Here is a 12,268-nt window from a genome sequence, read left to right as displayed (position 1 = left end):
TCTGGCGGGGGCGTGCGGGAGTGTGTGCCTCCGGGCGGCAGTGTGGACCGACCTAGGGTGTGATCAGTTGTGGTCTTCTCGCTTTCAGCGGTACTCGTGTTGGCGATCATCCTGGTGGTGTTGATCCGCGGGGGCTCGCTCAAGGCGGGCCCGGCCGTGGTCGCGGTCCTCTTCGGCTTCTTCCTCGCCTCCACCGGGATGGCCGACGACATCCAACGCTTCCTGGACTCCATAGGCCGCACCCTCAACGACATCCAGTTCTGACGCCGCCCTCGCCGGTCCGGAAGGTCAGAACTGGGGTGGGCCGATGACGGTCTGGCCGATCTGTTCGGTCAGCCACGATGCATGCCGTTCTTCGTACCCGTCACCGTTTCGGTGGCGGACGTGGACGAGGACGGTGTGCCCGTTGGACCACTCGTCCATCTCGCGGGTGGCGGCGTTGAACAGTACGGAGACTTCTGCGTGCTTGTAGTCCGCGTACAGGCCACGCTCTGGAACCTCCGGCCACCCGAGGCAGTCCCAGTAGATCTCTGCCATGTACTTGCTGGCGACCGTTGTGAAGGTGTCTTCGATGCTTCCTACGGGTTGATCCACCATCGAAGCCCACAGCGGCAGGTGCGTGGCCAGGAAGGCGGCGTCAGCAGGCAGTTGCGGCCCGTGAACCCCAGCGTGCAGACCGGTTGGGTCGCTTTGATTCCGGAACCAGTCGTCGGTGTCCTCTTTCCTGAACCACGCCTCGGGCATCGCCTTCAGGACGAGCAGGACGTCTTCAACCCGGGGAAGCTCGACATCAACACGCACACGTGCGTATTTCTGCGCGTACTCCTGGTCGCCCACGCTGAGCAACTGGCGTGCCACGCGCAGCGCGAGTGCGGGATCGGGAGTGTGGAAGATGGGATACGCGACGTCATTGGACATGCACGGAACTTGCCACAACGATCAGCGATCGAAGATCGATTTTCTGGGGGAGTGAGAGGGTGCTGTTCCCGCGGGGTCGGTGTAGCGGCTTCGGGCCGGACACCTGATCCGGCCCAGGAAGACCGAAGGCCCAGCTCAGAGGAACGCATCCTCTGACCTGGGCCTTCACCCTTTGGAGCGGGCGACGGGAATCGAACCCGCGTAGCTAGTTTGGAAGACTAGGGCTCTACCATTGAGCTACGCCCGCAGCGCTCGCGCCGCGGAGACCACCAGGTGGTGTGGCCGCGGTGCACCTGCATCGTAGCGGGTCCGCGCGGTGCGGTGCACACCCCACCCACGAGCCCGGGCAGGGCCCCGGGAAATGCGGCGGCCGAGGCTCCGGCCAGCATGTACCCTACGTGTCGCACCGACGGGGTGTGGCGCAGCTTGGTAGCGCGTCCGCTTTGGGAGCGGAAGGCCGTGGGTTCAAATCCCGCCACCCCGACCACGATCACGCGAGATCAAGATCGCCTTTTGGGGCGCGCACCCGCTGCGGTTACTATGCAAGCTGCGTGCCCGTGTGCCACCTCCCGAATCCGCGAGTGTCCCGGCTACGCGCATCCGCTGCAGCTGTCTGGCTCAGCAGGAAACCTAAAGCAGTCAGCCACAAGGAGACCGAACCGTGAAGAGCGCCGTGGAGACCCTGAACCCGACCCGGGTTCGGCTCACTGTCGAGGTGCCCTTCGAGGAGCTCAAGGACAGCCTCGACGCGGCGTACAAGAAGATCAACCAGCAGGTCACGGTGAAGGGCTTCCGCAAGGGCAAGATCCCCGCCCGTGTGATCGACCAGCGCTTCGGCCGCGGTGCGGTTCTGGAGGAGGCCGTCAACGACGCGCTTCCGAAGTTCTACACCCAGGCGGTCAACGAGGCCGAGCTGAACGTCCTGGGCCAGCCCGAGGTCGACATCACCGACCTCAAGGACAACGAGACCCTCAACTTCACCGCCGAGGTCGACGTCCGCCCCGAGATCGAGATCCCGGACTTCTCCGGCATCGAGGTCGAGGTCGACGCCATCGAGGTCACCGACGAGGACGTCGAGAAGTCCGTCGAGCAGCTCCGTGAGCGCTTCGCCTCCACCTCCCCGGTCGAGCGCGCCGCCGCCGAGGGCGATGTCGTGACCCTCGACCTGGAGGCCAAGGTCGACGGCGAGGTGCTCGCCGACGGCGTCGCCTCCGACGTCTCGTACACCATCGGCTCCGGTGAGCTCCTCGACGGCATCGACGAGGCCGTCACCGGTCTCGAGGCCGGCGGCGAGGCCACCTTCACCTCGCAGCTCAAGGGCGGCTCGGCCGAGGGTAAGGACGCCGAGGTCACCGTCAAGGTCTCGCAGGTCGCCGCGCGCGAACTGCCGGAGCTCGACGACGACTTCGCGCAGCTCGCCTCCGAGTTCGACACCCTGGAGGAGCTGAAGGCGGACAGCCGCAAGCGCCTCGCGAACATGAAGGAGTACGACCAGGCCACGCAGGCCCAGGAGCGCGTCCTGGAGAAGCTGCTCGAGCTGGTCGAGATCCCCGTCCCCGAGAAGCTGCTCGAGGACGAGGTGAACACGCGCAGGCACAACCTCGAGAACCACCAGCTCGGCCAGATGGGCCTGAACCTGGAGCAGTACCTGCAGATCCAGGGCAAGACGGTCGAGGAGTTCGAGGCCGAGACCAAGGAGCAGGCGGTCAAGGGCATCAAGACGCAGTTCGTCCTCGACGAGCTCGTCAACAAGGAGAAGCTGAACGTCAGCCAGGAGGAGCTCACCGAGCACCTCATGCGCCGCGCCGCCTCCTCCGGCATGTCCCCCGACCAGTTCGCGCAGGCCGTCGTCGAGGGCAACCAGGTCCCGATGCTGGTCGGCGAGGTCGCCCGCGGCAAGGCCCTCGCGGTCGTCGTCGAGGCCGCCACGGTCAAGGACACCAACGGTGAGGTCGTCGACCTGAGCGACGACGAGGACGAGGTGGAGGAGGCAGCCGAGGTCGCCGCCGAGGCCACCGGCACCACCGAGGCCGAGGGCGAGACCAAGGCCGACGCCTGAGCCTGATGGCTTCGAGGCTTTGAGCACGGGCCCCTGGACGCTTGCCGCGTCCGGGGGCCCGTACGTTTGTCCGCGCGGGCCCGGCCTGCGCCCTGCCGTCCGGAGGCTTCGGCGTACGCCCTGCCGTCCGTGAGACCCCGGCCTGCACCCTGCCGTCCGGGAGGCCCGCGTACGACCTGGGGCGACCTGCGCTCACAGCGAACAGTTCCCATACCGGGATTGCCCGCGACGGCCCGCGCGTTAGGGTCCATGAATACGAGGGCAGGGGAGTCCCCGGACACCGCCGGGATCGGCGGGGCGACACGGGGTCCCACGCCCCCAGCAGAAGACGTGAGACGGCCCGGCGCCGTCGTAAGACGAGCAGGTGGATACGTGACGAATCTGATGCCCTCCGCCGCCGGCGAGCCTTCCATCGGTGGCGGCCTCGGCGACCAGGTCTACAACCGGCTGCTCAACGAGCGGATCATCTTCCTCGGCCAGCCGGTGGACGACGACATCGCCAACAAGATCACCGCGCAGCTGCTGCTCCTTGCCTCCGACCCGGACAAGGACATCTACCTCTACATCAACAGCCCCGGCGGCTCGATCACCGCGGGCATGGCGATCTACGACACGATGCAGTACATCAAGAACGACGTCGTGACGATCGCCATGGGCATGGCCGCCTCCATGGGCCAGTTCCTGCTGAGCGCCGGCACCCCCGGCAAGCGCTTCGCGCTGCCGAACGCCGAGATCCTGATCCACCAGCCCTCCGCGGGCCTGGCGGGCTCCGCGTCGGACATCAAGATCCACGCCGAGCGGCTGCTTCTCACCAAGAAGAAGATGGCCGAGCTGACGGCATTCCACACCGGCCAGACCGTCGAGCAGGTCACCCGCGACTCGGACCGCGACCGCTGGTTCGACCCGCAGGAGGCCAAGGAGTACGGCCTCATCGACGACATCATGCCCACGGCCGCCGGCATGCCGGGCGGCGGCGGCACCGGGGCCTGAGGCCAGGCCTGAGACCAGGCCTCGGACCAGGTCCGAGGCCTGACCAGGTCCGAGACGCCCCGAAGCCGACCCCCAGCTCACTCCAGGAGAACACCAGTGAACGACTTCCCCGGCAGCGGTCTCTACGAGCGCATGCAGGCCGAATACCAGGGCCCCCGCGCCGAGTCCCGTTATGTCATCCCGCGCTTCGTCGAGCGCACCTCGCAGGGCGTGCGCGAGTACGACCCGTACGCGAAGCTCTTCGAGGAGCGCGTGATCTTCCTCGGTGTGCAGATCGACGACGCCTCCGCCAACGACGTCATGGCACAGCTCCTGTGCCTGGAGTCGATGGACCCGGACCGCGACATCTCGATCTACATCAACAGCCCCGGCGGCTCCTTCACGGCGCTCACCGCGATCTACGACACGATGCAGTTCGTGAAGCCTGACATCCAGACGGTCTGCATGGGCCAGGCGGCCTCGGCCGCCGCCGTCCTGCTCGCCGCCGGTACGCCGGGCAAGCGCATGGCGCTGCCGAACGCCCGCGTGCTGATCCACCAGCCGTACAGCGAGACGGGCCGTGGCCAGGTCTCCGACCTGGAGATCGCCGCCAACGAGATCCTGCGGATGCGCTCGCAGCTCGAGGAGATGCTGGCCAAGCACTCCTCGACCACGATCGAGAAGATCCGCGAGGACATCGAGCGCGACAAGATCCTCACCGCCGAGGACGCGCTGGCGTACGGTCTCATCGACCAGATCGTCTCCACCCGGAAGATGAACAACGACTCGCTCTCCTGAGGTCCCGCGACCTCGGTCGGGTGACCGACGACAGCGCTGCCCGCACTCCCTCGTCGCGGCCGCACCCCGCGCGTCAAGGCCGATCCGCCATGACACGCGGGGTGCTCGCCCGCAGCGAACCGCGCCAAGGGGGGCCCGAACGGGGGGCCCGGCAAGGTACCGTCGGATATGAGGCACCAGGAGTCGCTCGAAAGGGCGTCTCCCAGGCGAAGGGGAAGCACTCCGTGGCACGCATCGGTGACGGCGGCGATCTGCTCAAGTGTTCTTTCTGCGGAAAGAGTCAGAAGCAGGTCAAGAAGCTCATCGCAGGACCCGGTGTGTACATCTGCGACGAGTGCATCGACCTCTGCAACGAGATCATCGAGGAGGAGCTCGCCGAGTCGAGCGAGGTGGGCTGGGAGGAACTGCCCAAGCCCCGCGAGATCTACGAGTTCCTCGAGGGGTACGTGGTCGGCCAGGAGTCGGCGAAGAAGGCCCTCTCCGTCGCGGTCTACAACCACTACAAGCGCGTCCAGGCCGGCGAGAACAGCGCCCAAGGGCGTGATGACGCCATCGAGTTGGCGAAGTCCAACATCCTCCTCCTCGGCCCCACCGGCTCCGGCAAGACCCTGCTCGCGCAGACCCTCGCCCGGATGCTGAACGTGCCGTTCGCGATCGCCGACGCCACCGCGCTCACCGAGGCCGGCTATGTCGGCGAGGACGTCGAGAACATCCTGCTCAAGCTGATCCAGGCCGCCGACTACGACGTCAAGAAGGCCGAGACCGGCATCATCTACATCGACGAGATCGACAAGGTCGCCCGCAAGAGCGAGAACCCGTCGATCACGCGTGACGTCTCCGGCGAGGGCGTCCAGCAGGCCCTGCTCAAGATCCTGGAAGGCACCACCGCCTCCGTGCCGCCGCAGGGCGGACGCAAGCACCCGCACCAGGAGTTCATCCAGATCGACACCACGAACGTGCTGTTCATCGTGGGCGGCGCCTTCGCCGGTCTGGAGAAGATCATCGAGGGCCGCGCGGGCGCCAAGGGCATCGGCTTCGGGGCGACCATCCGCTCCAAGCGCGAGCTGGAGGAGAAGGACCAGTTCGAGGACGTCATGCCCGAGGACCTGGTCAAGTTCGGGATGATCCCCGAGTTCATCGGCCGGCTCCCCGTCATCACCAGCGTCCACAACCTCGACCGCGAAGCGCTCCTGCAGATCCTCGTCGAGCCGCGCAACGCGCTCGTCAAGCAGTACCAGCGGCTCTTCGAACTCGACGGAGTGGAGCTGGACTTCGAGCGCGAGGCCCTCGAAGCCATCGCCGACCAGGCCATCCTCCGCCAGACCGGCGCGCGCGGCCTGCGCGCCATCATGGAGGAGGTCCTGCAGTCGGTGATGTACGAGGTGCCCTCCCGCAAGGACGTGGCCCGCGTCGTCATCACCCCCGACGTCGTCCACTCCAACGTCAACCCGACGCTGGTCCCGCGCATCGTCGGCAAGAACGACGGGCCGCGCGAGAAGAGCGCGTAGCGCACGCACCGCCGTCAAGAAGGGCGCCCGGCCGGTTCTCCGGCCGGGCGCCCTTCTTCGTACGCGTGCCCTCGCAGGCGTGCCGCGTACTACCGCTTGACGCGGATGTCGTTGCGCAGGTCCGCGGTCAGGTCCGCCGAGTAATCGAGCGGCGTGCCCTTGCCGTCCTTGGCCGGGATGCCCACGCCGATGGTGCTGTAGTCGGCCCAGATGCAGACGTACTGGGTGTCGATGTTGCCGGTGGCCGGGTTCTTCGCCTGGCCCTGCTGGCACTTCATGATGGCGCCGCCGAGGCTGTCCGGCGTGACCGACTTCGGGGAGCCGATCATGGTCAGGCCCTGCGACTTGTCGTTCTGGAGCTCGGTGAAGACGTCGTCGAGCGCCTGCTTCGGGTCCTCGACCTTGCCGTACAGACCCACGAAGGTGATCGCCTTCGAGCCAACCACGTTGGCCGGGTTCTGCAGCTCCTGCGCCGAGCGGTTCGCGTAGACGAGCGTGAGTGACATCGGGTCGTCCATCTTGGAGCCGTCGGCGAGGATCTTCGGCATGCCGACGGTGGGCTTCATGGGCTTCGGGTCCGGAGCGGACTCGATGACCTTCAGCTGGTTGTACTCGCCGCCGAGGACGCTCTTCTTGGCCTCGAAGACATGCGGGCCGTCGTCCTTCAGTTCGCCTGCGGCCACGTTGGAGCCACCGCCACCGCCGCCCGTGCCGCCCTCGTCGTCGTCACCGCCCGAGAAGACGAAGTAGCCGCCGATGCCGAGCGCTGCCACCAGCACTGCGGCACCGATGATCGCGACCACCTTCTTGCCGCTGCCGCCCTGCGGAGCCATCGGGGGCTGCGGGGCGCCGTACGGCTGCTGCTGGCCGTAGGGCTGCTGGCCATAAGGCTGCTGCTGCCCGTACGCGGGCTGGCCCGGCGCGGTCTGCGGGTAACCGGCCTGCGGCTGGCCGGGAGCCGTCTGCGGGTAGCCGTACCCGGGCTGCTGCGGCGGCTGCTGGCCGTAGGGCCCCGGCTGCTGGGGCTGCTGGGGCTGCTGGCCGTAGGGACCCTGCGGCGGCTGGCCGCCGCCGTAGGGGCCGGGCTGGTTGTAGCTCATGAAGTGAAATCCTCTGCTCAGAACGGCTTGGTATTTCGAAGCACTCTGACCGGATCGGGACTTGGCACACCGTGCTGGCGGAGGCCCCGTTGGGTGGTGCGGTGCGCGGTCGGGGGGGGGGCGGGGGTTCGGGCTGCGGTGCGGGGTGTGCGTCAGAGCTTGACGCGCACCTCCTTGCGGAGTTTCGCGGTGTAGTCGGCGGCCTGTTCGGGCGTCGTGCCGTTGCCGGTGATCAGGCCGGCGACATTGATGTGTGTGACCATCGCGGCCGTGCTGTAGTCGGCCCAGATGCAGACGGGCATCGTGAACTCCGCCGGGCCCTTGTCCATCGAGCCGTCGCCGCCAGGGTTCTTGATCTTGGCTTCCTGGCACTTGATGACGGCGCCGTCGCGGTCGAACGACTCGGGATCGCCGACGAATTCGCCCTTCTCGGGCTCCTTCTCGGCCTCGGCCTTCATCTGCGCGAAGGCCCTGTCGACGACCTGCTGCGGGTCCTCGATCTCGCCGTAGACACCGGCGAAGGCGATGTTCTCCTGCGTGAGGTCCTGGCCGGCCTCGTACTCGCCGTCCACGTCCTTCGGGTTCTTGACGCCCCAGTCCTCGGCGTCCTTCGTGTCGTCCTCGCTGAGGGTGCCGCTGCCGGAGTCCGACTGCTTGTACTTTCCGTCCAGGACCGTCTGCGGGGCCGTCAGCTTGTGCGGACCGTCGTCGGCGACCTCCGAGGAACCCGAACCACCGCCCAGGAACCACCACAACCCGCCCCCGATCGCCGCGAGCGCCACGACCGTACCGGCGATGATGCCGATCTTCTTGCCGCTGCCGCCGACCGGCGGAGGGGGCGGCGGCACCTGCCCGTAGGGCGCCTGTCCGTACGGCGCCTGGGGCTGCTGCCCGTAGGGCCCCGGCTGCTGCGGCTGACCGTAGCCGCCCGCCTGCTGCCCGTACGCGGGCTGCTGGGGGGCGCCGTACCCCGGCTGCTGCGGTGGCTGCTGCTGCGGATACCCGTAGCCGGGCTGCGGCTGCTGCGGAACGCCGCCCTGCTGACCGTACGGCCCGGGCTGCTGCGGCTGCCCACCCGGCTGACCCCCATACGGACCCGGCTGCTGGTAACTCATGCCGTGGGTTCCCCCTCCAGAAACTTATGTGTTCCGAACATCCTGACGGAAGGTGACCCGGAACGGGGCGGCGGGGGGTACACCGTTACCGAGAATTCCAGTTTCGGTACAGCCCTGTGACGCCTCTAAACTGACTCTCGTGACCGAGAACACTCAGCGCCCCACAGGCGGGCCGAACAGCATGCCCGAACCCGAACTGCCGAAGACGTACGCGCCGGCCGAGGTAGAGGGGAAGCTGTACGAGCGCTGGGTAGAACGCGGTTACTTCACCGCTGACGCCAAGAGCGAGAAGACGCCGTACACGATCGTCATCCCGCCGCCGAACGTCACGGGCGCACTGCACCTGGGGCACGCCTTCCAGGTGACGCTCATGGACGCCCTGACCCGGCGCAAGCGGATGCAGGGCTTCGAGACGTTGTGGCTGCCCGGCATGGACCACGCGGGCATCGCGACGCAGAACAAGGTCGAGCAGCAGCTTGCCGAGGAGGGCAAGTCCCGCCACGACATCGGCCGTGAGGCCTTCGTCGAGAAGACCTGGCAGTGGAAGCAGGAGTACGGCGGCCGTATCCTCGGCCAGCTGCGCCGCCTCGGCGCGGGTCTGGACTGGTCCCGCGAGCGCTTCACGATGGACGAGGGCCTGTCCAGCGCCGTTCAGACCATCTTCAAGGACCTGTACGACGACGGCCTGATCTACCGGGCCGAGCGCATCATCAACTGGTGCCCGCGCTGTCTGACCGCCCTGTCGGACATCGAGGTGGACTACCAGGACGACAGCGGTGAGCTCGTCTCGATCCAGTACGGCGAGGGCGAGGAGACCATCGTCGTGGCGACGACCCGCGCCGAGACGATGCTCGGTGACACCGCCGTCGCGGTGCACCCCGAGGACGAGCGCTACAAGCACCTCGTCGGCAAGCGGATCAAACTGCCGCTGACCGACCGTACGATCCCGGTCGTGCCGGACGAGCATGTCGACCCGGAGTTCGGCACGGGCGCCGTCAAGGTGACGCCCGCGCACGATCCCAACGACTTCGCGATCGGCCAGCGCCACGGGCTCGAGACCATGACGGTCCTGGACGAGCGCGGAATCATCACCGTCCACGGTCCGTTCCAGGGGCTCGACCGTTTCGAGGCCCGGTCCACGATCGTGAACGCGCTGCGCGAGCAGGGCCGGATCGTCGCCGAGAAGCGTCCGTACGTCCACTCCGTGGGCCACTGCTCCCGCTGCAAGACCACCGTCGAGCCGCGGCTTTCGATGCAGTGGTGGGTCAAGGTCGGCCCGCTGGCGAAGCCCGCCGGTGACGCGGTGCGCGACGGCCGGGTCGCGATCCACCCGCAGGAGCTGTCGAAGCGGTACTTCGACTGGGTCGACAACATGCACGACTGGTGCATCTCGCGCCAGCTGTGGTGGGGCCACCGCATTCCGGTCTGGTACGGGCCGAACGGCGAGGTCGTCTGTGTCGGACCCGACGAGGCGCCGCCGGGCACGGAGGCCGAGGGCTGGAAGCAGGACGAGGACGTCCTCGACACCTGGTTCTCCTCCGGCCTGTGGCCGTTCTCCACGCTCGGCTGGCCGGAGCAGACCCCGGACCTGGAGAAGTTCTACTCGACCGATGTCCTGCTCACCGGCCACGACATCATCTTCTTCTGGGTCGCCCGGATGATGATGTTCGGTCTGTACGCGATGGACGGCGAAGTCCCGTTCCGCACCGTCGCGTTGACGGGCCTTGTGCGCGACGAGTTCGGCAAGAAGATGTCGAAGTCCAACCCCAACGCAGTGGACCCGATCGACTGGATGGACGCGTACGGCTCCGACGCCGTCCGCTTCACTCTGGCCAAGGGGGCGAACCCCGGGGCGGACGTCCCGATCGGCGAGGACTGGGTCCAGGCCTCCCGCAACTTCGCCAACAAGATCTGGAACGCGACCCGTTTCGCGCTGATGAACGGCGCCACCGTCGAGGGCGAACTCCCGCCCGCCGAGCGACTCTCGGCGACCAACCGGTGGATCCTCTCGCGCCTGAACGAGGTCGTCGCCGAGGTCGACGGGCTCTACGAGGACTACCAGTTCGCCAAGCTCAGCGAGGCGCTGTACCACTTCGCCTGGGACGAGGTCTTCGACTGGTACGTGGAGCTGACCAAGACCACGTTCATGGCGGGCGGCCAGGAGGCCGAGGACACCAAGCGCGTCCTCGGTGAGGTCCTCGACGTGACGCTGAAGCTGCTTCACCCGGTCGTCCCGTTCGTCACGGAGACGCTGTGGACCACCCTGACCGGCGGCGAGTCCCTGGTGATCGCCGACTGGCCGACGGCTGTGTCTGTTCCTGGTGCTGACGCACCGGGGGGCTTCCGGGACACGGCCGCCGAGAAGGAGGTCGAGACCGTCAAGTCGCTGATCACCGAGGTCCGCCGCTTCCGTACGGAGCAGGGCCTGCAGCCCGGCCAGAAGGTTCCGGCCCGCCTGGACCTGACCGGCACCGGCCTCGACGCGCACGAGCCGGCCATCCGCCAGCTGCTGCGGCTCCAGCCGGAGGGCGAGGGCTTCGCCGCCACCGCCACGCTGCCGGTCGCGGGTGCCACGGTCGCGCTCGACCTCTCGGGCACGATCGATGTCGAGGCCGAGCGCAAGCGCCTCACGAAGGACCTCGCGGCGGCCGAGAAGGAGGTCACGGCGGCGAACGGCAAGCTCGGCAACGAGGCGTTCCTGGCCAAAGCCCCCGACCACGTCGTCGAGAAGATCCGTACCCGCCTGGCGAAGGCCGAGGCGGACATCGAGCGGATCAAGGGCCAGCTGGAGCGGCTGCCCGCGGCGTAGCCGGTAGCTCTGCGAGTCCTACGCGTGAGGGTCCCGGAACCGTCCTGGTTCCGGGACCCTCACGCTGTTCGGAGGCCTCGCGCCGTTCCCCAGGCCTCACACCGTCCGCAGCCCCAGCCGCTCCAGTTCCGCCTCCGCCAGCGTGTCCAGGGTCAGCGGGTCGCCGTTGCGCCAGCCCTCGGCGAGGCTGCCGGGGGTGGTGTCCGGGTGGGCGGCCGTGCGGGCCAGGTAGGAGACCTCGTCGAGGGGGCGGAGCAGGGCGCGCAGGGCAAGGAGTTCGCGGCCGTCGTCGCAGGCGGCGAGTTCCCGGGCCGCGTCCGCCTGGCGCGACCAGCGCAGCCGGCGCGGCAGCCAGAACGCGAGGACCAGGACGACGGGCAGCAGGAACACGACGACGGCGCCGGTCGCGGCCAGTGCGTCGAAGCCGCCGTCGCCGCCGGTGTACGCGAGCCCGCCGTCCGCCGCGTTCCGCAGCGCCTGGTCGAGCCGGCCGCCCACCAGCGGCAGCTTCGCCGCGGTGCTGCCCGCGGTGCTCAGGCCGTCGCCGAGCCGCAGGCCCGTGTCTCCGGTCTCGTGCGCCGGGGCGGAGAGCGGCTGGAGGAGGCGGTGGGCGAGGAGCGCGAGTGCCGCCCACAGCAGGGTCCACAGGAGGACGGCGCCGTCGCCGAGCAGCTGGCGGGTACGGCGGCCGGGGTTCTGGGCATACCACATGAGCCGATTTGACCCCCGCGGCCGGTGCGATCGTACGAACCGCGCCGCAACCGCCGTACCCGGTCGCCGGAACGGATCAGCAGCCCGACCCGCAGAGGTCCCGGCGGCGGAGGAGCCAGGATCCCGGCGGGGGAGGAGCGAGGATCCCGGCGGGGGAAGGGACGAGGCCCCGGCAGGCGGCGCGCAGCGGAGCGCCGACGGGCAGCCCGCCGTGGGATGTCGGCGGGTGGCGCGCTGCACCGTGTCGGCGGGTGGCGCGCGGCAGGCTGTCGGCGGTCGTC

The 12,268-nt window shown here is 68.4% G+C and carries 10 protein-coding genes and 2 tRNA genes; 7 read left to right on the top strand and 5 right to left on the bottom strand.

What is annotated here, in order from left to right; translation table 11 throughout:
- Positions 1–69: 69 nt before the first annotated feature.
- Positions 70–264, top strand: coding sequence for a hypothetical protein (locus ACLF6P_RS13135; RefSeq protein WP_415950353.1), 195 nt, complete (start codon positions 70–72; stop codon positions 262–264).
- Positions 265–288: 24 nt separating this feature from the next.
- Here the strand turns inward: ACLF6P_RS13135 and ACLF6P_RS13130 are convergent, their stop codons facing one another.
- Positions 289–918 (bottom strand): hypothetical protein, encoded by a 630-nt coding sequence (locus tag ACLF6P_RS13130; RefSeq protein ID WP_415950351.1) that lies wholly within the window; start codon positions 916–918, stop codon positions 289–291.
- A gap of 173 nt (positions 919–1,091) precedes the next feature.
- Positions 1,092–1,165 (bottom strand) — tRNA-Gly (locus ACLF6P_RS13125).
- 163 nt (positions 1,166–1,328) lie between these two features.
- On the opposite strand from ACLF6P_RS13125, the gene ACLF6P_RS13120 reads away from it, so the two are divergent.
- From ACLF6P_RS13120 to clpX, 5 genes are all read left to right on the top strand, one after another.
- Positions 1,329–1,405: transfer RNA gene (locus ACLF6P_RS13120), tRNA-Pro, on the top strand.
- 174 nt (positions 1,406–1,579) lie between these two features.
- Positions 1,580–2,977 (top strand): trigger factor, encoded by a 1,398-nt coding sequence (gene tig / locus ACLF6P_RS13115; RefSeq protein WP_415950350.1) that lies wholly within the window; start codon positions 1,580–1,582, stop codon positions 2,975–2,977.
- Positions 2,978–3,361: 384 nt separating this feature from the next.
- The gene (locus tag ACLF6P_RS13110) at positions 3,362–3,967 is read left to right on the top strand and encodes an ATP-dependent Clp protease proteolytic subunit (RefSeq protein WP_415950497.1); all 606 of its coding nucleotides are present in this window, start codon (positions 3,362–3,364) and stop codon (positions 3,965–3,967) included.
- A gap of 96 nt (positions 3,968–4,063) precedes the next feature.
- Entirely contained in the window at positions 4,064–4,744 is a 681-nt protein-coding gene (locus ACLF6P_RS13105; protein WP_415950348.1) for an ATP-dependent Clp protease proteolytic subunit, read from the top strand.
- Between the two features lie 224 nt (positions 4,745–4,968).
- Complete coding sequence (clpX, locus tag ACLF6P_RS13100) at positions 4,969–6,252, top strand: ATP-dependent Clp protease ATP-binding subunit ClpX (protein WP_415950346.1); 1,284 nt, start codon at positions 4,969–4,971, stop codon at positions 6,250–6,252.
- A gap of 89 nt (positions 6,253–6,341) precedes the next feature.
- On the opposite strand, the gene ACLF6P_RS13095 is transcribed toward clpX, so the two are convergent.
- Together ACLF6P_RS13095 and ACLF6P_RS13090 are read right to left on the bottom strand one after the other, a co-directional pair.
- Entirely contained in the window at positions 6,342–7,352 is a 1,011-nt protein-coding gene (locus tag ACLF6P_RS13095) for a hypothetical protein (RefSeq protein WP_415950345.1), read from the bottom strand.
- 152 nt (positions 7,353–7,504) lie between these two features.
- Positions 7,505–8,467 carry a hypothetical protein gene (locus tag ACLF6P_RS13090; protein ID WP_415950343.1) on the bottom strand — a complete coding sequence of 321 codons (963 nt, stop codon included), beginning with the start codon at positions 8,465–8,467 and terminating at the stop codon, positions 7,505–7,507.
- A 139-nt stretch (positions 8,468–8,606) separates the two neighbouring features.
- Between ACLF6P_RS13090 and ACLF6P_RS13085 the strand changes: the two genes are divergently transcribed.
- Positions 8,607–11,276, top strand: coding sequence for a valine--tRNA ligase (locus tag ACLF6P_RS13085; protein WP_415950341.1), 2,670 nt, complete (start codon positions 8,607–8,609; stop codon positions 11,274–11,276).
- Positions 11,277–11,372: 96 nt separating this feature from the next.
- Here the strand turns inward: ACLF6P_RS13085 and ACLF6P_RS13080 are convergent, their stop codons facing one another.
- On the bottom strand, positions 11,373–11,987 hold the full coding sequence (locus tag ACLF6P_RS13080) for a hypothetical protein (RefSeq protein WP_415950339.1): 615 nt from the start codon (positions 11,985–11,987) through the stop codon (positions 11,373–11,375).
- Positions 11,988–12,268 lie beyond the last annotated feature (281 nt).

Source organism: Streptomyces lothianensis (genome assembly GCF_047779955.1).
Classification (GTDB): Bacteria; Actinomycetota; Actinomycetes; order Streptomycetales; family Streptomycetaceae; genus Streptomyces.
Note: the sequence above shows the minus strand (reverse complement) of the source record. Positions and strands in the feature narration are given on the sequence as shown.

Excerpts from the sequence above, each read along its gene's own strand:
- ACLF6P_RS13130 (WP_415950351.1), bottom strand. The coding sequence starts at position 918 with ATGTCCAATGACGTCGCGTATCCCATCTTCCACACTCCCGATCCCGCA.
- ACLF6P_RS13110 (WP_415950497.1), top strand. The coding sequence starts at position 3,362 with ATGCCCTCCGCCGCCGGCGAGCCTTCCATCGGTGGCGGCCTCGGCGAC.
- ACLF6P_RS13095 (WP_415950345.1), bottom strand. The coding sequence starts at position 7,352 with ATGAGCTACAACCAGCCCGGCCCCTACGGCGGCGGCCAGCCGCCGCAG.
- ACLF6P_RS13090 (WP_415950343.1), bottom strand. The coding sequence starts at position 8,467 with ATGAGTTACCAGCAGCCGGGTCCGTATGGGGGTCAGCCGGGTGGGCAG.
- ACLF6P_RS13080 (WP_415950339.1), bottom strand. The coding sequence starts at position 11,987 with ATGTGGTATGCCCAGAACCCCGGCCGCCGTACCCGCCAGCTGCTCGGC.